General features: G+C 66.8%; 20 protein-coding genes and 1 pseudogene. 10 read left to right on the forward strand and 11 right to left on the reverse strand.

What is annotated here, in order from left to right:
* Positions 1-181 precede the first annotated feature (181 nt).
* The gene (locus tag G9E11_RS09875) at positions 182-1,642 is read left to right on the forward strand and encodes an amino acid permease (RefSeq protein ID WP_190605173.1); all 1,461 of its coding nucleotides are present in this window, start codon (positions 182-184) and stop codon (positions 1,640-1,642) included.
* Between the two features lie 13 nt (positions 1,643-1,655).
* Here the strand turns inward: G9E11_RS09875 and G9E11_RS09880 are convergent, their stop codons facing one another.
* Positions 1,656-2,426 carry a dienelactone hydrolase family protein gene (locus tag G9E11_RS09880; protein ID WP_190605175.1) on the reverse strand — a complete coding sequence of 257 codons (771 nt, stop codon included), beginning with the start codon at positions 2,424-2,426 and terminating at the stop codon, positions 1,656-1,658.
* 144 nt (positions 2,427-2,570) lie between these two features.
* Positions 2,571-2,747 carry a CsbD family protein gene (locus G9E11_RS09885; RefSeq protein ID WP_190605177.1) on the reverse strand — a complete coding sequence of 59 codons (177 nt, stop codon included), beginning with the start codon at positions 2,745-2,747 and terminating at the stop codon, positions 2,571-2,573.
* Positions 2,748-2,865: 118 nt separating this feature from the next.
* On the opposite strand from G9E11_RS09885, the gene G9E11_RS09890 reads away from it, so the two are divergent.
* From G9E11_RS09890 to G9E11_RS09910, 5 genes are all read left to right on the forward strand, one after another.
* Positions 2,866-3,324, forward strand: coding sequence for an SRPBCC family protein (locus G9E11_RS09890; RefSeq protein ID WP_190605179.1), 459 nt, complete (start codon positions 2,866-2,868; stop codon positions 3,322-3,324).
* Positions 3,324-4,013: a pentapeptide repeat-containing protein gene (locus G9E11_RS09895; protein WP_190605182.1), complete on the forward strand. Its 690-nt coding sequence runs from the start codon at positions 3,324-3,326 to the stop codon at positions 4,011-4,013. The genes G9E11_RS09890 and G9E11_RS09895 overlap by 1 nt, the downstream gene beginning before the upstream one ends.
* 123 nt (positions 4,014-4,136) lie before the next feature.
* On the forward strand, positions 4,137-5,348 hold the full coding sequence (locus G9E11_RS09900) for a thiolase family protein (RefSeq protein WP_190605184.1): 1,212 nt from the start codon (positions 4,137-4,139) through the stop codon (positions 5,346-5,348).
* 74 nt (positions 5,349-5,422) lie between these two features.
* Entirely contained in the window at positions 5,423-6,214 is a 792-nt protein-coding gene (locus tag G9E11_RS09905; protein WP_190605186.1) for an enoyl-CoA hydratase/isomerase family protein, read from the forward strand.
* Positions 6,211-7,065, forward strand: a complete 855-nt coding sequence (locus G9E11_RS09910) for a 3-hydroxyacyl-CoA dehydrogenase family protein (protein WP_190605188.1) — start codon at positions 6,211-6,213, stop codon at positions 7,063-7,065. The genes G9E11_RS09905 and G9E11_RS09910 overlap by 4 nt, the downstream gene beginning before the upstream one ends.
* Positions 7,066-7,118: 53 nt before the next feature.
* Here the strand turns inward: G9E11_RS09910 and G9E11_RS09915 are convergent, their stop codons facing one another.
* From G9E11_RS09915 to G9E11_RS09925, 3 genes are all read right to left on the reverse strand, one after another.
* Positions 7,119-7,349, reverse strand: a complete 231-nt coding sequence (locus tag G9E11_RS09915; RefSeq protein WP_190605190.1) for a DUF6480 family protein — start codon at positions 7,347-7,349, stop codon at positions 7,119-7,121.
* 34 nt (positions 7,350-7,383) lie between these two features.
* Positions 7,384-7,815, reverse strand: a complete 432-nt coding sequence (locus G9E11_RS09920; protein ID WP_190605192.1) for an SRPBCC family protein — start codon at positions 7,813-7,815, stop codon at positions 7,384-7,386.
* Positions 7,816-7,888: 73 nt separating this feature from the next.
* The gene (locus G9E11_RS09925; protein ID WP_190605194.1) at positions 7,889-8,758 is read right to left on the reverse strand and encodes an SGNH/GDSL hydrolase family protein; all 870 of its coding nucleotides are present in this window, start codon (positions 8,756-8,758) and stop codon (positions 7,889-7,891) included.
* 255 nt (positions 8,759-9,013) lie between these two features.
* Between G9E11_RS09925 and G9E11_RS09930 the strand changes: the two genes are divergently transcribed.
* Together G9E11_RS09930 and G9E11_RS09935 are read left to right on the forward strand one after the other, a co-directional pair.
* Positions 9,014-9,721, forward strand: a complete 708-nt coding sequence (locus G9E11_RS09930) for a tyrosine-protein phosphatase (protein WP_311764334.1) — start codon at positions 9,014-9,016, stop codon at positions 9,719-9,721.
* Positions 9,718-11,904 (forward strand): S1 family peptidase, encoded by a 2,187-nt coding sequence (locus G9E11_RS09935; protein ID WP_190605196.1) that lies wholly within the window; start codon positions 9,718-9,720, stop codon positions 11,902-11,904. The genes G9E11_RS09930 and G9E11_RS09935 overlap by 4 nt, the downstream gene beginning before the upstream one ends.
* A gap of 95 nt (positions 11,905-11,999) precedes the next feature.
* Here the strand turns inward: G9E11_RS09935 and G9E11_RS09940 are convergent, their stop codons facing one another.
* The 4 genes and pseudogenes from G9E11_RS09940 to G9E11_RS09955 all read right to left on the reverse strand — a co-directional run bounded on the left by G9E11_RS09940 (position 12,000) and on the right by G9E11_RS09955 (position 15,139).
* Positions 12,000-12,296, reverse strand: coding sequence for an antibiotic biosynthesis monooxygenase family protein (locus G9E11_RS09940; protein ID WP_311764335.1), 297 nt, complete (start codon positions 12,294-12,296; stop codon positions 12,000-12,002).
* Between the two features lie 92 nt (positions 12,297-12,388).
* A complete protein-coding gene (locus G9E11_RS09945) occupies positions 12,389-13,717 on the reverse strand; it encodes a choice-of-anchor Q domain-containing protein (RefSeq protein WP_190605198.1) in 1,329 nt (442 codons plus the stop codon).
* A gap of 135 nt (positions 13,718-13,852) precedes the next feature.
* Positions 13,853-14,600 (reverse strand): annotated as a pseudogene (locus tag G9E11_RS09950) (ABC transporter permease).
* Between the two features lie 80 nt (positions 14,601-14,680).
* Entirely contained in the window at positions 14,681-15,139 is a 459-nt protein-coding gene (locus G9E11_RS09955) for a PaaI family thioesterase (RefSeq protein ID WP_414635185.1), read from the reverse strand.
* Between the two features lie 138 nt (positions 15,140-15,277).
* Between G9E11_RS09955 and paaZ the strand changes: the two genes are divergently transcribed.
* Together paaZ and G9E11_RS09965 are read left to right on the forward strand one after the other, a co-directional pair.
* Entirely contained in the window at positions 15,278-17,389 is a 2,112-nt protein-coding gene (gene paaZ, locus G9E11_RS09960; protein WP_190605199.1) for a phenylacetic acid degradation bifunctional protein PaaZ, read from the forward strand.
* Positions 17,390-17,534: 145 nt separating this feature from the next.
* The gene (locus G9E11_RS09965; protein WP_190605200.1) at positions 17,535-17,942 is read left to right on the forward strand and encodes a VOC family protein; all 408 of its coding nucleotides are present in this window, start codon (positions 17,535-17,537) and stop codon (positions 17,940-17,942) included.
* Positions 17,943-18,075: 133 nt separating this feature from the next.
* On the opposite strand, the gene G9E11_RS09970 is transcribed toward G9E11_RS09965, so the two are convergent.
* Positions 18,076-18,909, reverse strand: coding sequence for a DUF427 domain-containing protein (locus G9E11_RS09970; protein WP_190605201.1), 834 nt, complete (start codon positions 18,907-18,909; stop codon positions 18,076-18,078).
* 68 nt (positions 18,910-18,977) lie between these two features.
* Complete coding sequence (locus G9E11_RS09975; protein ID WP_190605203.1) at positions 18,978-19,595, reverse strand: TetR/AcrR family transcriptional regulator; 618 nt, start codon at positions 19,593-19,595, stop codon at positions 18,978-18,980.
* Positions 19,596-19,659 lie beyond the last annotated feature (64 nt).

Below are 19,659 nucleotides of genomic sequence, written 5' to 3' on the forward strand. Positions count from 1 at the left end.
ACGCACCACTCGGGGAATCTTGTACGATGGATAGGCCGTGCGAACCTTCGATGCTCCACGAGTTTTTGTACATATACGGTCCTCACAAGGGGCATGAAGTCGAATTATCTGTACAAAATCTCCAGGTTCCGGAACCGGCAGTGCCCTATCCAAGGCAACCCCCGACCTACAAGGAACAGTTGTGCCTCAAAGTACCCCAACAGAACTTATGAGCCCGACGGCTCCATCCGCCGCCGTCGACTCGACCCTCAGCGCCGAGGGCTACAAGAAGACCCTGGGCCGGCGCCACGTCACCATGATCGCCATGGGCGGCGCCATCGGCGTCGGCCTCTTCATGGGCGCGGGCGGCCGCCTGGCCTCCACCGGTCCCGCGCTGATTTTCTCCTACGCCATCGCCGGCGTCATCGCCTACCTGCTGATGCGCGCCCTCGGTGAACTCGTCATGTACCGCCAGACCTCCGGCTCCTTCGTCAGCTACTCCGGCGAAATGTTCGGCAAGAAGGGCGCCTACCTGTCCGGCTGGATGTACTTCATCAACTGGGGCATGACCGGGATTGCGGAACTCATCGCGATCGGCCTCTACTTCCAGTTCTTCTTCCCGAACGTACCGGTGGAAGCCTCCGCCATCGCCGCGCTGGCCCTGCTGGTGGCGGTCAACCTGCTCAGCGTCAAGGCGTTCGGCGAATTCGAGTTTTGGGCGTCCTGCCTGAAGGTGGGCGCCATCCTGATCTTCCTGGCCGTGGGCACGTTCATGGTGGTCACCAACGCCAGGGTGGGCGACGGCCACGCCTCGGTCGCCAACCTCTTCGCGGCCGACGGCGGGCTGTTCCCCAAGGGCGCCCTGGTGATGGTCCTGGTCCTGAACGCCGTCATCTTCGCGTACAACGGCATCGAGCTCGTCGGCATCACCGCCGGTGAGATGCAGAATCCGGAACGCGAAGTGCCCAAGGCGATCCGCGCCGTCGTGCTCCGCATTGTGGTGTTCTACGTCGGTTCCGTCACCCTGCTGGCCATGCTTCTTCCGTCCGACCAGTACAAGGCAGGCACCTCCCCGTTCGTCACGGTGTTCGGCCAGATGGGCCTGGGCTGGGTGGGCGACGTGATGAACATGGTGGTCATCACCGCGGCCCTGTCCTCCTGCAACTCGGGGCTCTACTCGATCGGCCGCGTGTTCCGCACCATGGCCAACAACGGGCATGCCCCGCAGTGGCTCACCCGGATGTCCAGGCGCCACGTTCCGTACGCCGCGATCCTGGCCATCGCCGCGTTCTACCTGGTGGGCATCCTGCTCAACATCTGGCTGGGCGGCTCGCACGCGTTCGACCTCGCGCTCAACACCGCGTCCATCGGCGTCATCTTCACGTGGGGCGCCATCTTCGCGAGCCAGATCGCGCTGCGGCACCGCAAGGGCCAGGTTTCGAGCCTGCCGATGCCGGGTTCGCCCTGGACCAGCTGGGCCGGGCTCGTGGGCCTGCTCGCAATCACGGTGCTGATCGGCTTCGACACCATGACCAGCAAGACCGGCGAAGTCTTCCACCTCGGCCTGTGGACCCTTGCCACCGTTCCGTTCTTCGCCCTGGTTCTGTGGCTCGGCTGGCAGAAGGTCAAGAATAACGAGCCGAAGAGCGAACTCTTCAGCTAGGGTTCTGTTTTGATTACGACGGCGGGCCCTCCTCTTCGGAGGCGCCCGCAGTCGGTGGGGATTCCTTGAGGTGCCGGGCGAAGTGGTCCTCGATCCGGCGCCATGCCTCCGGAGCGGCGGACGGGTCCGGGCCAATTCCCATTACGCGCGCCAGCGGGCGCAGTGCCCGCGGGCCTTCCTCCTGGTCGTTCAGGAAGGAGTGCCCCGCCGCCGGGAACTCTTTGACGTCGTGTTCAACGCCCGCTGCGGTCAGTGCGGATTCCAGCCTGGCCGCGGCGCCCCGCAGGGTGCGGTCCTGCGCGCCGTAGTTCGCGACGAGCGGGCAAGCACCCCGAAGTGCCGGCTCGAGGTCGCGGGGGAGGCGGCCGTAATTCACTGAAGCGGCATCGAATCCGTCGTTGGCCGCCAGCAGCGCGAACCCTCCGCCCATGCAGAAGCCGATGACGCCCGTCCGGCCGGTGGAGAGGGGCGATGCCTGAAGCCATGAGCGTGCGGCGGCGATGTCGGCAAAGACCCGCCCTTCGCCCGTCATCATGGATTTCATGGTGCCGACCAGACAGCGGCGCGGGCCGCCGTCGCTGAAGAGGTCCACCGCGAGAGTGAGGTAGCCGGCCGCGGCCAGCCGGTGGGCGTGACGGCGGATCTGGTCGGTGAGGCCGAACGCCTCGTGGATCATCACGACGCCGGGAAAGGGGCCCGGGCCGGTAGGGGTGGCGAGGTAGCCGCGAAGGTTCTTGGATCCGCCGGCGGCAGTGCCTGCCCCGCCCAGGTCTACTTGCGTCATGCGCCCAGTCTTGCACGGGCCGCAGTCTTGCAGGGTCCGTCTTTGCCGGGCCGTTTTTGCGGGGCTTCAGCCGGCCGTCATGCAAAAACGACGACGCCGGGCTCCCCCCAAGGGAGTCCGGCGTCGCTGTTGAGCAGGGGCGTACTAATCCCGCTTGAATTCGTCCTTGGCGTCTTCGCCGACCTTCTTGGCGTCGGCGACAACCTGGTCCTTCTGGCCCTCTGCCTTGAGGCGGTCGTTGTCCGTCGCGTTGCCGGCCACTTCCTTGGCCTTACCGCCGAAGTCCTCTGCAGCGTTCTGGATCTTGTCTCCGATACCCATGGTGGGAACCACCTTCCGTTGCCGGTTGATCTGACAAAGTCATTTCAGCCTAAACGAAGCATGCTTACTATTTCAAGCGGTGGGCCAAAAATGTCGGCCCCGCGGCTAGGCTCGAAGGATGGATCACAGCATCAGCCTGAGTCAGCACGTGAACGCCACTCCGGAGAAAGTGTGGCAGGTGATCTCCGACATTCCGGGGTCCGCCGCCACGCTTTCCGGCGTCGAGTCCATCCAGATGGTCAGCGAGGGGCCGTACGGCGAAGGGACCCGCTGGAAGGAGACGCGCTCGATGATGGGCCGGCGTGAAACCGTGGGGATGTGGGTGTCCCAGGCGGATCCGCCACGCAGCACAACGGTCAAAGCGCTGCAGGGCGGGGCGGACTACACGTCCAGGTTCACGCTGATCGAGCGGGGCGGCGGTACCGACCTCACCCTGACCTTCGGTGCGGAGGTTCTCCGGCCCACCGTGCTCAGCCGGCTGATGCTGGCCCTGTTCGGGCGGCTGGGCATGAGCATGACGCGAAAGGCCCTGGCGAAGGACCTCGCCGAGATCGCAGCGAAAGCGGAGCAGCTGTAGTGGCGGGCAGGTCGGCGGGCAAGCCCCGCCAGGGCGCGGTGTCGAAGATCACGCCCCCGAGGCTGGCGCCGGTCCGGCTGGAGGGCCTCCGGGACGACGACGAGCCGGACTTTCGCCGTGCCGAGCGGTACGACGGCATGCGGTACAGTCGTGCGGCCGCCGACGGGCTGGAGCTCAGCGGCGTCACCTTCGCCGAATGCGAGTTCGCCGGCGTCTCCTTCAACGAAGCCCAGTTGCGCGGTGCCACCTTCCGGGACTGCGTCATCGAGGAGGCCTTTGCCCCCGTCCTGAACCTGGCCCGGTCCACCATGCACGACGTCGTCATCAGCAACCCCAGGTGGGGGTCGGCAGAGCTCTATGAGAGTGGCTGGCAGTCGGTGCGGATCGACGGCGGCAAGCTGGACTACCTGAATCTGCGGGGCTCCCGCCTGGCGGACGTGCAGATCAGTGACTGCATCATCAGTGAGCTGGACCTGGGTTCCGCAACCGCCGCCCGGGTGGCGCTGAATAACTGCACCATCGGAAGCCTGGACCTGGCCGGCGCCAAGCTGAAGGACTTCGACCTGCGCGGCACGGACTTCAGGAGCATCAGCGGCCTGGGCAGCCTGGCCGGCGTCGTGATTGACGAGTACCAGCTGGGACTCCTGGCCCCGCTCCTGGCGGCCCACCTGGGAGTGGTGGTCGCCTGACCCGACTGGCGCCACAAAAACTCCGGTCCCGTTGACCGGTTGCCCGCACCGTGTAATCTTTATAGAACGAACGGTCGGTAATTTATTCGCTTCCGGCCCAGCTTCTGCGAAAAGGATGTTCTCATGGTCGAGGCTTTTCTGGTGGGCGGTGCCCGCACCCCGGTGGGACGATACGGCGGAGCGCTTTCGGCGGTCCGGCCCGATGATCTCGCCGCGCTGGTGGTCCGCGAGGCCGTGGCCAGGGCGGGGGTTGATCCGGACGCTATCGACGAGGTCATCCTCGGCAACGCCAACGGCGCCGGCGAGGAGAACCGCAACGTGGCACGCATGGCCACCATCCTCGCCGGCCTTCCGCTGCACATCCCCGGCATCACCGTGAACCGGCTCTGCGCCTCGGGCCTGAGTGCCATCATCATGGCCAGCCAGATGATCAAGTCCGGGGCCGCGGACATCGTGGTGGCCGGCGGCGTCGAGTCCATGAGCCGCGCGCCCTGGGTCCAGGAGAAGCCGCAGGCCGCCTTCGCGAAGCCAGGCGACATCTTCGACACCTCCATCGGCTGGCGCTTCGTGAACCCCCTGTTCAAGAAGGGCGAGCTGTCGCGCGACGGCAAGATGACGTTCTCCATGCCGGAAACCGCGGAGGAGGTGGGCCGCGTGGATGGCATTTCCCGCGAGGACGCCGACGCGTTCGCCGTCCGCTCCCACGAAAAAGCGATCGCCGCCATCGACGCGGGCCGCTTCAAGGACGAAATCGTCCCGGTGACGGTCAAGACCCGCAAGGCGGAGACGGTGGTGGACACCGATGAGGGGCCCCGCGCAGGCACCAGCATGGACGTGCTGTCCGGCCTCCGTCCCGTGGTTCCGGGCGGCTCGGTGGTCACCGCCGGCAACTCGTCCTCCCTCAACGACGGCGCCTCCGCGATCATCGTCGCCTCCGAGGCCGCCATCCAGCGGCTGGGCCTGACGGCCCGCGCCCGCATCATCGACGGCGCGTCCGCCGGCTGCGAGCCGGAGATCATGGGCATCGGCCCGGTTCCGGCTACCCAGAAGGTGCTTAAGCGGAGCGGGCTCAGCGTCGGTGACCTTGGCGCCGTCGAACTTAACGAGGCGTTTGCCACCCAGTCCCTGGCGAGCGTGCGGCGCCTTGGGCTGGACCCGGGCATTGTGAACAACGACGGCGGCGCGATCGCTTTGGGGCACCCGCTGGGTTCCAGCGGCTCCCGGATCGCCATCACCCTGCTGGGCCGGATGGAGCGCGAGGACGCGCGGATCGGCCTGGCCACCATGTGCATCGGCGTGGGCCAGGGCACGGCCATGCTGCTGGAGCGCGTGTAGTGCCGGGCCGGGACGGTGCGGGCCAGGACAGTGCGGGCCACAACGGCGCGAGCCAAGACAACGCGAACGGACACTTGAGCACCCTGGAGTTCCGCACCCTCCTGGTCGAAGAGCGCGCGGACCGGGTGGTGGTGCTCCTCAACCGCCCGGACGTCCGGAACGCGATCGACCAGCAGATGGTGGACGAGCTCCACGCGGTGTGCGCCGCGCTGGAGAAGGACCCCAAAGTCCTCATCATCGCCGGCACCGAGGGTGTTTTTGCCTCGGGAGCGGACATCGCGCAGCTGCGGGAACGGCGCCGCGACGACGCGCTGCAGGGCATTAACTCCACCATCTTTGTTCGGATCGCCAAGCTGCCCATGCCGGTGATCGCCGCGCTGGACGGATACTGCCTGGGCGGCGGGGCAGAGCTGGCCTTTGCTGCCGACTTCCGGATCGGCACCCCGGCGGTGCGGATCGGCAACCCGGAAACCGGCCTGGGCATCCTTGCGGCTGCCGGTGCCAGCTGGCGGCTGAAGGAGCTGGTGGGGGAGCCGGTGGCCAAGGAAATCCTTCTGGCCGGACGGGTGCTGAAGGCCGAGGAGGCGCTCGCCGTCAACCTGGTCACCGAACTCCACGAGCCTGCCGAGCTCATGGACGCCGCCCACCGGCTGGCCGACCGCATTGCCCGACAGGACCCGCTGGCGGTCCGGATCACCAAGTCGGTGTTCCACGCCCCGGCCGAGGCGCACCCGCTGATCGACCAGCTGGCGCAGGGAATCCTCTTCGAGTCGCAGGCCAAGTTCGACAGGATGCAGGCGTTCCTGGACAGGAAGAACTCCGACAAGAAAAACGACAAGAAAACCACAGACGGGACCAAGTCATGACCGCCATTCCCCAGCACGTCGGAGTCCTCGGCGGCGGCCGGATGGGCGCCGGAATCGCCCACGCCTTCCTCATCAAGGGCGCCACCGTCGTGGTGGTGGAGCGCGACGGCGATGCTGCCGCCGGCGCCCGCACGCGGGTCGCCGACGCGGTGGCCAAGTCCGCATCCCGCGGAGCCCTGGAAGGAACGCCGGAGGAAGTCCTGGCCCGGTTCAGTACGTCCACCGATTATTCGGCCTTCGCCGGCTGCGGCCTCGTGGTGGAGGCGGTCCCGGAGGACTTCGAGCTGAAGGTCAGCGCCTTGAAAGCCGTGGAGGAGCAGCTGGCGCCCGAGGCGTTCCTGGCCTCGAACACGTCGTCACTGTCGGTCACCGACCTCGCCGCCCAGCTGCAGCGGCCGGCCAACTTCGTGGGCCTGCACTTCTTCAATCCCGTGCCTGCCTCCACCCTGATCGAGGTGGTGGTGGCCAAGGAAACGTCACCCGAGCTGGCGGCCCAAGCGAAAGGCTGGACGGAAGCGCTGGGCAAGACCGCCGTCGTCGTCAATGATGCCCCGGGATTCGCGTCCTCGCGGCTGGGCGTGGCGATTGCGCTGGAGGCGATGCGCATGGTGGAGGAGGGCGTGGCCTCCGCGGAGGACATCGACGCCGCCATGGTGCTCGGCTACAAGCACCCCACCGGACCGCTAAAGACCACCGACATTGTGGGCCTTGACGTCCGCCTGGGCATCGCCGAATACCTGCACTCGACGCTGGGGAAGCGATTCGCTCCGCCGCAGATCCTCAGGGACAAGGTGGCCCGCGGCGAACTGGGCCGCAAGACCGGCAAGGGGTTCTTCGACTGGACTGACTGACCTGCGGCACCTGACCTGCGGAATCTGACCCGCCGCCGTCTGCCGCGGCCGTTCTAGAGCAAGCCGACGATATAGCCGACGAAGAACAGCAGGCACAGCAGCACCACGATTCCGATCAAAACCAGCACCGCCACCTGGGTTCCCCGGGGCGGGCCGCCCTCGTCGTGCCCCTGCGGTCCGCCGGTGGAGGCCTCGGCGGGCGGTGTTTCCCCCGGCGGCACTCCGCCGCCCGGTTCCAGCCCGGTGAGGTGGTCTTCAAGGGGGTCGGGGTTCTGGCTGCTCATGGGGTCCTCCTGTGCTGGAGTGCGGCTGGGACGGTTACAGGGACTCGAGTTTCTGCCGAAGCCCCTTCAGGGCCGGATCGCGCAGCTTCATGAACTGCGGCTTCAGAAAAGGCTGCAGCAGTTTGTAGGGCCAGTTGATGCTGAACTGGGCCGTGTACAGGATCTCGGACCCGGAACTGAGCGACCGCACGTCGATGGAGTCAAAGGCCACGAGATTCCGGTGTTCGCCCCGGAGCTTGATGTGGTTGTCGAACAGTTCGATGACCTCATACTCGATGGGCTGGCGCTTGCTCCGGAACAGCGCCTCAGCATGGTAGCGGTGGCCGACGGCGACGGGCCCGTCAGTCAGCTTGTCCATCACCGCCGTGGCCGGGTCCCATTCACCGGTGTGTTCGAAGGCGGACAGGTAGGCGAACGCAGTCCGCGCCGGCAGGGAAGAACTGACAGTGCCCGAGACTGTGATCATGCTCCCAGCCTAGCCATGCGGGCCGGGGGGCACACCCCCGGCCCGCATCTTGCCCGGCCCTACTGGCCAGGCGTTAGGGCACCAGCCCGGCGAGGGCAGGCACATACCCCTTGGCGTAGCCTGTGGCGGTCGGGTGGAACACGTCCAAGGGCTGCCCCTCCAGTGCGCAGTTGATGGTGGGCAGGCAGACTGGCCCGGGTCCGACGATCCAGGGCTCCGCCGATCCAATGCCATGGTTGGTGAACTGGTTCGTGACGCTGACGTACTTCACCCGGCTGGCCAGCGCGGAGAGTGCGATTGTGCCGTTTAGGAGGTCCGCCGCGGAATTCAAGGTGCGGACAGTGGTCTTCTGCTGCTCGGTCATCAAGGCGTTCGCGGTGAACAGCCGCGGGTATCCGGTCAGCACGATCCTGGCCCGGGGAGCCTTCTGCTTGATCACTGCCACCATGGCCTTGATCTTGCCGGGCAACTGGGGGAGCTTGACGGCCAGCGAATTCACCAAGGCGGCCTTGCAGGTTGCTGTGGCGATGGAAGTTGCACATTGCACGGCCGCAGCTCCTGCGTCGATGTCGTTTCCGCCAACCGTGACTGTGATGACCGAGGCGTTCGCCAGGTACGCCGCCGTGCCGGGATTGTAGGCAGCAGCCGTCACGATGGCGGACACGTTTGTCGTGGTCGCCCCCGAGCAGGCCAGGTTTTTGCCGCCCAGAATGGCGGGATATGCCACCTCTGTCTGAATACAGTCCGCCGGAACCCATGCGGACGGTGCCAAATATGGCCCGCCGCCGATTCCTGCTGCATAGGAGTCGCCAAACCCGAGGTAGATGGGTGGCGGATCAGCGGCCGTGGCCGGTGCGGCGGTAAGGCCGGCGGTGAGCGCCAAGGCGGCCAGGGCACCGGCCAGCCGGGCTGTACGGCGTCGGATCAGGTCATTGGTCAACACGATGAAACCCCCTCATTCAGGGAAACCATGGAAGCGGATGCAGGGAAGGCTGCGGAGAATCGGCAAGCGATGAGCCAGGCCTGCCGCGGCGGCAGGCCTGGAGACTGACGGCGCGAAGTGGCGCTCATCGCCCTAGGGTATGCCCGTGGAAGGGTATGAACCCCGCCACCTGGTACTCGTTTTTCTGCCGCGTCGTCCGGCACTACTTGCTTCAAGCCCCTGCACCCGGGCCGGAAGATGTGCTTAGCTGGCTGCGTGAATGTGAGCGGACAGGTCGGCTGGGACGGGGCAGTGAACGCCTGGCTCGTGGCCGGCTCCGTGTACCGGATGGGGCGGCGGGAATGGGTCACCGAGGCCGGCTGGAAGAAGGCCTACGGGGACGGCATCCGCACCATCATCGACCTCCGCAACGCCACGGAACGCCAGCCCAGGCCCAGCGATCCCGACGTTGGCGGGGCGCTCGCCGCGTTCGACGTCGTCCACGCGCCCACGGAGGACCCGGACAACCTCGAGTTCAAAGCCCTCTGCGATCCGTACCTCAACGATCCCGCGCACTATGCGGCCAATGCCCGCCTGTTTCCGGACCGGCTGGCCGCCGTCTTCAAGGCGGTGGCCGCTTCCTCGGGTGGCGTGGTGATTCACTGTTCCGCCGGCCGCGACCGGAGCGGCATGATCGCGGCGATGCTTCAGGATCTCGCCGGTGCCGGCGACTCCGAGATCGTCGCCAGCTACCAGGCCGCCATGCGCGGCATCAACGAACGCCACCGGACCATGTGGCCCCCTCATCCGCACGAGCGCTACCTGGACGAGGAAACCCTCACCCCGCTGCTGGCAACCCGCGGTGCCCGGGTTCTGGGCTTCGTTCGGCAGCTCAACACCCGGGAATTCCTGCTGCAGAACGGCGTCACGGAGCCTGAGCTGGAGTCGGTGCTGGCCGTCCTCGGCGCTAGGGTTGCCCTGTGACTTCTTCCACATCCGGCCCTTTTCTCCGGCGCGCACTCGCCCTTGCGGCTGCGGTGGCGCTCGGTGCCCCGGTCGCATCCGTGCCGGCTTACGCTGCCCCGGAAACCACGACGACGGCGGAAACCACGACGACGGCCGGGACCACGGCGGCGGGAGGCACAGCGGCGCAGGACGGTCCCGATGCGTCGGCGGCCGTGCCGTCCCCGGCTGTCCCGGAGGCCGGCTCCGCAACAGCCGAACTGTCCGGAGAAGGCCTTGCCGGCGCCGTCCTGCGGGACCTCGGCATGACCATGGCGGAATTCAACGCCGCAGGAGAGCAAGGCAAGCGTGCGGCCGCCGCCCTGCCCAGGCTCCGGCAGGCCGCAGGATTCGAATCGATCCGGCTGGACGGGGGCAGAATCCTGGTCGAAGGCGCGGGCCCGGACCTCGCCAACGCCGTGCGCGCGCTCAACGAGGCCGATGCCGCGTCCCGGCAGGAGTTCGTGCTGGCACCCTCCGAAGCGCCCGCCGCGGCGACTCCTTCCCCGAAATCCTCACCGCTCCCGGCGTCCCCGGACGCCTTACCGGCAAAGCCTGCCGCCGAGCCGGACACTGCGGCGCCAGATATCCGTGCCACGAGCATTGACCAGCTTTACCGGGCCTACCTCCGTGAAGTGGGACCTGCCGGGCTCCAGGCCGTGGCCGAGGCGGACGGCAAGTTCATCATCCGCACGGGTGGTGTGAACCAGCCCGAGTCGGAGCCGCAGGCCGGGCGTGTTGCTGGCACCGACGGTCCGGCTGCCCCGGCTGCCGGTTCGCCCGGCGGGTCACGCCTGTCGCCGTCGGAATTCGTGGAGCGGTACGCCAACGTGGTCCTGGAGAGCGGGGAGCCTCTGGTCCGGGAGGAGGACTTCTTCGGCGGACAGGGGTACAGGATCGACGGCTGGGTGGCCTGCTCAGCCGGGTTCAGCGCCTTCGACGCCGAGGGCCGGCCCTTGGTCCTCACGGCCGGCCACTGCGCTGACGACGGCGCCGCGCGGCTCGCCGAGGTGACCCTGCCCGCCGGGGATCCCGCGGGCGGGTCCGTGGCCGACGCCGCGGTCACCGGAAAACTTGGAACGTTCGGGTTCAGCCAGTTTGGTGGCCCCGAAAACTCGCGTGTCACCGATCCGAATGATCCCGGCACCCCCGGGAACGACATCGCCGTCATCGAGTCCATCCGCGCGGACCTGGATGCGCGCCCGGCCGCGGCTACCTGGGGGAATGCCGCCAATCTCGGAACCGGCTCAGTGCCAATTGTGGGCACGGCCTCGCCGTTCCAGGGGCAGCCCGTCTGCCGTTCCGGGCGGACCATTGGCTGGTCGTGCGGAACTGTCGACGAAGTGGGGATCTACATCGTGGGCGGGGGCTCGGGCGACCCTGCAGACCTGCGTTCCTTCCGAGGATTCCTTTCCGGGTCGGTGGAATCCAGCGGCGGCGATTCCGGTGGCCCCTGGATCAGCGGAAACTACGCTGTGGGCACACACTCTGCGGGCAACAGCCGCTTCTCCACCGAGAACTTCGCCGTGGCGGCAACGCTTGAGGAATCCATGGAGGTCCTCCCGGGCGTGCAGCTGAGACTGTTTCTGAACAGGCCAGTCCTTGCCGGCGTCCTGCCTCCGGGGCCCATCCAAACCGGCCAGCGCGTCGCCGGCCGGCTCGCTTCGGCTCCGGCCACAGACGTTCCGACGGGAACGCAGGTCCGGGTCACCTTCTCCGGTAGCGAACCGTTCGACGTGGACGTGGACGCCCAAGGAACCTGGGCTTTCAGCGCGCCCGCTCCGGCTGGGGGATTCACCGCCCAGACGGTGAACGGCTTCAGCCGCTCGCAGCCAAGCACCTTCAGCACAGTGCCCGAACCGGCAGCTCCAGAGCCCTCTGGTCCCGCTGCCGGTCCTGCCCCGGCCTCGCCGACCCCCACACAGACGCCCGTGCCATCCCAACCAGCGGCCTCACAGGGCCCCGCGCCTGCGGCGCTTGTGCCCGCGCCGCAGCCGACGGTGGTGGCTGTGCTTCCTGCTGCAGTTCCGTACCCGGATTCACGCCCGGTGATGCTCGCCGACACGGGGGTCTCCGGTCTGACCCTCGCCGCTGCCGTAGCGGGCGCGGCCCTGCTGCTCGGCGGTTTGGCGCTGATGGTCGCGCGGCGTTGCGGCAGGCGTTAGCCGCACAAGGAATGGCGCCAGCGCCATACATTGCATTGGTGCTATGTGGGACGCGGCCGGGTAGGACAGAGCTGGGCAGACGGAGCCGGGCCAGCTCAGCCGATTGTGGCGGCTTCGTCCAGCGTGTGCGGCTCGAAGTGCTCAATGATGTCGCGGATCGAGGCCAGGCCCTCGGTGAACGCCGCCGACGCCCGCCACTGTTCGACCTGCTCGAGTGAGGCCCAAGGCCCGGTGCTGATGAAGCGGTTGGGCACATCACGGTCGCGCATCAGCAGGCCCCGGCCGCCCGGATAATCCTTGTGGGTCCTGTCGGCCATGTCCTTCCAGGCCTTCACGAAGTCGTCCTCATGGCCCGGCTTTACGAGCCAGATACCCAAGGTGTAAACAGACACATCCACCACCTCCATTGGTGTGCAGAGCGGATACCTGATTATCGTCCCGCGCCGCAGTGCACGGAAGACGCTATCGCTGGCTTACGCCACAGCTAGCAGTTGGCCGGCTCGTATTCGTAAGCGCCGGCGTCGGCCAGTCCGGCTCCGGAACAGTGCCCTTTTTGCGGAACGGGCTTCTGGTCCAGGTCCACGCTGGAAGGGCTGCTTGGCGCGCGGTCTATCGCAGGGCTGCCGCTGGTGAGGTGGAGGTCCTTGCGGGGATTGACGAACTTTGCGGGAGCCGTCGTCGAACTGTTGTCCAGCGGGACATTGCTGGGGCCGTTGACAACGTTCGACTGCTCGGTCCAGCCGGACCCGTCCATCCACAGGGCGTCACGCACAGCCACGAGGATGTTGGCGCGGATGACGGTCGAAGAGGGGCAGCGGGCGTGGCAGACCACGCCGCGTGAGCGGTTGCCGTTGAGCCAGACGGTGTTGAACTCGAAAGTGGTGCTGTTGGTGGGGCCGTAGCGTGTGTCCGGGCCGCGGATGATCAGGCCTGCGGCTTCGGCGCATTTCTTGCCGCACGAGGCCCGGACCAGGTTGTAGCGGAAAGTGTTGCCGTCTGCCTTCCCGTCGGAGCGCCCGACTTCGGAGAACATGTTGTTGTCTATGGCCTTGTTGTGGTGGATGTTGTTGCGGCTGCCGTCGTAGATCTCGAAGGCGCTTCCGTCCCGGCGGAAGTCGTAGGAGTATGCCGTGGAACCGGTGACGGTATTGCCCGAGAACTCGTTGTCGTTGCCGTTGATCAGCACGCCGAACGCACCCGAGTCATCGCTGCAGTTGGCTTCATCCGCGGTGCCGCACCGTCTTCCCGCGGTGTTGACGTTCATGATGTTGTTGTCCGTCAGGACATTGTTGGAGTAGTTTCCGAAGTCGGATCCGGTGGCCACCCTGATTCCGGCGGTGTTGTTGGAAGCCTCGGAATTCTTCACCACCACATGGTCGCCGTACACGTTGAAGCCCGCGTACCCGCAGTCTGTGGCCCGCAGCCCGTCAACCTCGATGTAGCTGCCGTCCAGCCGGAAGCAGTCTCCGTTCTCGCCGCTGGTGATTGTTGGCAGGTTCCCATCGCCGTAGCTGTTCAGTCTGATGGCCGACGACGGTGTTCCGCTTTCGTCGAGCACCACCTTGCCGGTCCACTCGTCACCCCTGCGGAAACTGAGGGAGTCTCCGGGGTTGAATGCCGTCTCGTTGACTTTCTGCAGCGACTGCCAGGGCGAATCCGGGGACGTCCCGGAGTTGGTGTCGCTTCCCGCAGCACTTACGTAAAAGTGGGTGGGCGGCGTCCAAGGGGCAGGCTTAGATACGCAGCCCGCCAGCAGGACTACCAAGAGGACGGCCGCCAGCGCGGCGGCGGCCCGTGTGAATCGTGTGCTCATGATTGCACCTGCTGGGGGCAGACAATGAGGGCCCGGCCCAGCATGGCCGCTCCCTCTGGTCCGGAGCGGCCAGAGTATAAAGCGCCCGGCGCAATGTCAACGGCACTGTGCCGGACTCCTACTTCACCCGGGCTCCTACCTAAGCGGTGCCGGCCGCATGCGGACCGGGGCCAGCAAGGTGATGAGCAGGATGGCGGTGACCGACCCGGCGGCCATGATCGAGGCCAGCACCACGATCTGGAACCGGCCCGCCTCCAGAGGCGAAAGCCCGCCGAAGATCGCCCCGACGAAGGCGCCCGGCAGCGTCACCAGGCCCGTCGTTTTAGTCTGGTCCACGGTCGGAATGAGCGCGGTACACGGCGCCGCGCGCCATCTCGCGGGTGGCCTGCCGGGGAGAGGCGCCCAGGGCCAGCCAGCCCTCCACCTGGTCCCAGCGGTCGATCACGGCCTCATTGAACCTGCGGCCTGCGAGCCCGGCAATCGCCATGGAATTGCCTACCACGATCCCGCCGATCGCCAGGGCGTAGCGGGAGGTGAACTCGATGGCTCCGGTGCCGAACACGATGACCAGCGAGGCGAGGATGCCGGCGGCCATCGAACCGGCCACGACGGCAAGGTGGCGCCAGGACCAGGCGAGGCGGCGCGCGGCGGTAAGGGCGGCGACGGTGAACATGACGCACAGCGCCACGGCCACCCATCCGGCGCTGGCGATCACGGCGCCGAGGATCAGGCTGACGGCGGCGAGCTGCGCCGCGCCGCGGAGGATGGCGAGGGCCGGCGCAAAGGCATGCGGAACCCGGAAAGCGCTGAGGACGGCGGCCGTCAGCGCCATAAGGAGGCCCACCGCGATCAGGGTGGGGGTCAGGCTGCCAAGCTCGGTCACCAGATCAGCCTAGCGGGGCGTCGTCTCGTAGGGCTTCTGGGCGCTGCCGCGTAGGACTTCAGGCGGCGCCAGGGAAGACGTCAGGCCCTCGGACCAAGCAAGAGGTTGGTGATCCGCATGCTGCAGAGCCGCTGCCCGGCGTCGTTGGTGATCAGCACTTCGTGCGTGGTCAGCGTGCCGCCAAGGTGGATGGGAGTGGCCGTGATGGTGATGACGCCGGTCCGGGCCGAGCGGTGGTGCGTGGCGGAGACGTCCACGCCCACGGCGGTCTTGCCCAGCGTGCTGGCGTGGATCACCGCCGCCCACGATCCCACGGCTTCGCCCACGGCCAGCGAGGCACCGCCGTGCAGCAGGCCGAACGACTGCCGGTTTCCCTCCACCGGCATGGTCGCCACGACGCGCTCGACGGACTCCTCCACGATTTTCACGCCCATCTTCTCGTCCAGCTCGCCGAGGGTGATCTTCCACAGCTCTCCGGGCGTGGGGCCTTCGGGTGCTTGGGTGGCCGCCAGTTCTGCGTCGCGGGCTTCCGGCGTCATGTGCTCTCCTTGGGTCGTGTGTGGTGCCACTAGTGTGCAGCGGGGCACATTCATGTACTGTAGTCATATTACCGAACGGACGGTCAGTAATGTTCTGGCCGGATCAGATTTGTCCCCCGTTGGAAGGACCCGTCAACGATGACCACCACCGCCACTGCCCCCGAGGCCACCCTGGACACCGTGGAAACCGTCCCCAGTTTCGTGCAGGATTCCTGGTGGACTCCCGACGCCGGCTCGGCGGCTTCCGCTGTCCCCGTCCGGGACGCCAGCACGGGCGAGATTCTGGCCAAGGTGAGCACCGACGGACTGGACCTGGCCGCCGTCGTGGATTACGGCCGCACCACAGGCCAAACGGAACTGGGCAAGCTGACCTTCCACCAGCGTGCCCTCAAGCTCAAGGAGCTGGCGCAGTACCTGAACGCGCGGCGCGAGCACTTCTACGCGTTCTCCGCACAGACCGGCGCCACGAAGATCGACTCGATGATCGACATCGACGGCGGCATCGGGGTGCTGTTCACGTTCGGGTCCAAGGGCCGGCGTGAACTGCCCAACGCCCAGGTGGTGGTGGACGGGCCCATGGAGGTGCTGTCCAAGGACGGATCGTTCGCCGGCGAGCACATCTACACCCGCATCCCCGGCGTCGCGGTGCAGATCAACGCCTTCAACTTCCCGGTCTGGGGCATGCTGGAGAAGCTCGCGCCCGCGTTTATCGCCGGTGTCCCCACCATCGTCAAGCCCGCCACCCCCACCGGCTACGTCGCCGCGGCCGTGGTGAAGGCCATCATCGAATCCAACATCCTGCCCAAGGGATCGCTGCAGCTGATTTCCGGCTCGGTCCGCGGGCTGCTGGATGTGCTGGACTACCGTGACCTCGTGGCCTTCACCGGCTCGGCGTCCACCTCGCAGTCCCTCAGGTCCCACCCGAACGTGGTGCTGGGCGGCGTGAGGTTCACCTCCGAGACCGACTCCCTTAACGCCGCCATCCTCGGCCCGGACGCCGTGGAAGGCACCCCGGAATTCGACGCCTTCATCAAGTCCGTGGTCACCGAAATGACGGTGAAAGCCGGGCAGAAGTGCACAGCGATCCGCCGCGCCATCGTGCCGCAGGAGCTGGTACCCGCCGTGGTTTCCGCCATCGGAGCCCGCGTGGAGCAGCGCGTGGTGCTCGGCGATCCGCGCGCCGAGGGCGTCACCATGGGCGCGCTCGCCTCCGTGGAACAGCTCGCCGATGTCCGCGCCGCCGTGCAGTCCATGCTTGACGCCGGTGGCGAGCTTGCGTACGGAACGCTCGATTCGCCGTCGGTCACCAGCGCGGACGGTGCAACGGGCGTCGTCGAGGGCGGCGCCTTCATGTCTCCCGTGGTGCTCAGCTGGGCTGACGCCGAGGCCGAGCCCGTGCACTCGCTGGAAGCCTTCGGCCCGGTCTCGTCCGTGATCGGGTACAAGGACATTCCCGACGCCGTCCGGCTCGCCGCCCGCGGCGGCGGTTCGCTGGTCGCCTCGGTCTGCACCAACGATCCCTCCGTTGCGCAGGATCTGGTCACCGGCATCGCCGCCCACCACGGCCGAGTGCTGATGCTGAACCGTGAGGACGCGCGCTCGTCAACCGGCCATGGTTCGCCCGTCCCGCACCTGGTCCACGGCGGACCAGGACGTGCCGGCGGCGGCGAGGAACTGGGCGGCATCCGCTCCGTGATGCACCACATGCAGCGCACCGCCATCCAGGGCTCGCCCAACATGCTCACCGCCGTGACCGGGATCTGGCACACCGGCGCCGACCGCAATTTCACTGTGGATACCGAGGGCACGCACCCGTTCCGCAAGTCCCTCGAGACCCTGCGCATCGGCGACGCTGTCCGTTCGGAACTGCGCGAGGTCGCACTCGATGACATCTCGGCTTTCGCCAACTCCACCGGCGACACGTTCTACGCCCACACCAACCAGGAGGCCGCGGAAGCCAACCCGTTCTTCCCGGGCATCGTGGCGCACGGCTACCTGCTGCTGGCCTGGGCTGCCGGGCTGTTCGTGGAGCCCGCCCCGGGCCCGGTCCTGGCCAACTACGGCTTGGAGAACCTGCGCTTCATCACCCCTGTGGCTGCGGGGGACTCCATCCGGGTCACCCTCACGGCCAAGAAGATCACCCCGCGCGAGACCGATGAGTACGGCGAGGTGGCCTGGGATGCCGTCCTGACCAACCAGAACGACGAAATTGTGGCCACCTATGACGTCCTCACCCTCGTGGAGAAGTAACCGGACCCTCTCAGGTGCTTGGGACGCGTCCTCAGGTCCTGTCGGGTTTTTCCGGACGCGTCCTCAGATCCTGCAGGCGGGGCCGAATTTCCCCTGATCTTTCGGGGTTTTCCGGGCGTAAAATGACCCCGTAGGAGGTGGCGAAATGACCCTAGCACTAAGAACAGCCACAACCGTCCTGCCTGTCGATGATCCGGACCGCGCCCGCGGATTTTACGCGGAAACGTTGGGCCTCCCACACCGTGGCAAGGCTGAGGATGGAAGCGATTTATTTGGCAACGCTGACGGCCCGATGCTGCAGCTGATGCCTGTGAAAGATGGAAAGCACTCCGAGCACACAACACTGAGTTTTGAGGTCACTGACATTGAGCGGACCGTCCAGGATATGGAGTCCAAGGGCGTTCGGTTCCAGGACTATGACCTCCCCGATTTGAAGACCGATCACCACATCTGTTCAACCGACGCCGAGAAATGCGCCTGGTTCATGGACACTGAAAACAACATCCTCTGCGTCCACGAGAGGCTCGGAACACAGGCTGAATATCAGCTCTGATCCGCCGCGACGCGCAGGTTCCCAAACCCTTCCTCGCCTAGCTGAGGAAGGGTTTGGTTTTAAGCGGCGAAAGGTGAGGAAGGGCTGGGGGAAAGCCAACGGGATGTGAGGAAGCGTCCGGGTGTTGGCAGGGTCAGGACCACGGGGTGACCGGGTGGTCCTGCAGTTCGCCGTCCACGAACACGTCCGCCCGCTCGTTGAAGAAGCAGACCAGGCCATGGATCTGCCGGGCGTCGATGAACCGCGAGTCGTAGGCCCAGGCGATGTTCTTGCCCTGGGCTGACTCCGGGAGGCTCCAGTACTTGGCCTCGCCCTTGTAGGGGCAGACGGTCCGGTGCGGGCTGGCCTCCAGCAGGTCCAGCCGCACGTCCCCGGGCGGGATGTAGTAGCGCACCGGAAGCAGCGTTTCGTAGAGCAGATGGGCTCCGACGGTGTCCGCCAGCACCACGCCGTCGAGCTTCACCTCAATGTGTTTAAGCGTGGCCCGGATATCCACACGGTGGAACGGATCCCGCGGGTGGCCGATGATCTCCTCATGGTCCTCGAGCCAGTGGAAGGCGCCGAAATCCAGGATGACGTACCCGGCCAGGTCCGGATCCGAGGGCCGGAACGCTGCCCGGGGCACGCTGAACGCGGATGCCACGACGTCGAGCTCCTCGCCCACCGCCGTGTGCCGCCTGAACCCGGTCCGCGGGTCCAGCGCCGGCGGGGCCTCTGCCATCAGGCGGACCGGATACTCGTCCGGCCCGGCGTCCCCCTCGGCTGCAGGCGGCTCGAGCCGCGCCAGCAGGTCCTTTTCGGGCACGGCGTAAACCGGGGTGACGCGTTTCGGTTCCCAGACCAGGAGGGCTTCCAGCGTGTCGACGACGGGGCTTCCGTCGATGCCCGCGCGGATCCTTTTGGAGGTGGGCTGGTATCGGAGATCAGGAAATGCGCCGAACAGCAGATCCGACAGTTTCGTGGCCATGCATTCAGGGTGGGCACCAGGGCGGCCGGCGTCAACGGCCAATTCGTCAACGCCTAATTGCTAGGCTGTCAGGGCTTGGCGTGCAGGCCGTCGAACGCCATGGTGATGACGTCGTCGGCCAGCTTTTCCGGTGAGAGCGAACCGCCCGGCTTGTACCACTCGACGATCGAGTTGATGGTTCCGAACAGGAGACGGGTCACGGTGCGGGGGTCGATGTCCTGGCGCAGTGACCCCTCGTCGCGGGCCGCGGAGATCAGCCCAGCCACCTTGTGGTCGAAGGCACGGCGGCGTTCCATGGCGTTGCGCTCAATGTCCGTGTTCCCGCGCAGCCGCAGCAGCAGCGTCACGAAGGGCAACCGCTCCACCAGCACGGCGATGGTCTGGCGAAGCACGAACTCCAGCCGCGCGTCGGCCGCCCCCGAGGTGGCCCCCGGCTGCTCCAGGATGGCCTCCAGGCCGCCGAGAGCGTGATCCAGGGCGAGTTTCAGCAGGTCGCCCTTGGAGGGCACATGGTGATAGATCGCCGACTTGGAGATGCCCAGATTTTCGGCGAGGATGCCCATGGATGTGGCATCGTAGCCGTGGCGGTTGAAGACGTCGACGGCGATCAGCAGCACGGACTGCTGGTCGTAGCCGGGACGGCCGCGCTTGGTGGGGGCTGCTGTGTTTCCTGCTGTACTGGGCATACGGGCTATTTTCTCATGAACGTTCGGTAATCTCGGCAGACCGCCAATTCGGAGGGTGCACGCG

It is taken from the genome of Arthrobacter ipis (genome assembly GCF_014694315.1).
GTDB classification, from domain to species: domain Bacteria; phylum Actinomycetota; class Actinomycetes; order Actinomycetales; family Micrococcaceae; genus Arthrobacter; species Arthrobacter ipis.

What these genes read in the sequence shown, in the direction of transcription:
- G9E11_RS09880 (WP_190605175.1), bottom strand. Translation starts at nt 2,426, where the DNA reads ATGACGCAAGTAGACCTGGGCGGGGCAGGCACTGCCGCCGGCGGATCC.
- G9E11_RS09885 (WP_190605177.1), bottom strand. Translation starts at nt 2,747, where the DNA reads ATGGGTATCGGAGACAAGATCCAGAACGCTGCAGAGGACTTCGGCGGT.
- G9E11_RS09890 (WP_190605179.1), top strand. Translation starts at nt 2,866, where the DNA reads ATGGATCACAGCATCAGCCTGAGTCAGCACGTGAACGCCACTCCGGAG.
- G9E11_RS09900 (WP_190605184.1), top strand. Translation starts at nt 4,137, where the DNA reads ATGGTCGAGGCTTTTCTGGTGGGCGGTGCCCGCACCCCGGTGGGACGA.
- G9E11_RS09910 (WP_190605188.1), top strand. Translation starts at nt 6,211, where the DNA reads ATGACCGCCATTCCCCAGCACGTCGGAGTCCTCGGCGGCGGCCGGATG.
- G9E11_RS09915 (WP_190605190.1), bottom strand. Translation starts at nt 7,349, where the DNA reads ATGAGCAGCCAGAACCCCGACCCCCTTGAAGACCACCTCACCGGGCTG.
- G9E11_RS09920 (WP_190605192.1), bottom strand. Translation starts at nt 7,815, where the DNA reads ATGATCACAGTCTCGGGCACTGTCAGTTCTTCCCTGCCGGCGCGGACT.
- G9E11_RS09945 (WP_190605198.1), bottom strand. Translation starts at nt 13,717, where the DNA reads ATGAGCACACGATTCACACGGGCCGCCGCCGCGCTGGCGGCCGTCCTC.
- G9E11_RS09955 (WP_414635185.1), bottom strand. Translation starts at nt 15,139, where the DNA reads ATGACGCCGGAAGCCCGCGACGCAGAACTGGCGGCCACCCAAGCACCC.
- paaZ (WP_190605199.1), top strand. Translation starts at nt 15,278, where the DNA reads ATGACCACCACCGCCACTGCCCCCGAGGCCACCCTGGACACCGTGGAA.
- G9E11_RS09965 (WP_190605200.1), top strand. Translation starts at nt 17,535, where the DNA reads ATGACCCTAGCACTAAGAACAGCCACAACCGTCCTGCCTGTCGATGAT.
- G9E11_RS09970 (WP_190605201.1), bottom strand. Translation starts at nt 18,909, where the DNA reads ATGGCCACGAAACTGTCGGATCTGCTGTTCGGCGCATTTCCTGATCTC.
- G9E11_RS09975 (WP_190605203.1), bottom strand. Translation starts at nt 19,595, where the DNA reads ATGCCCAGTACAGCAGGAAACACAGCAGCCCCCACCAAGCGCGGCCGT.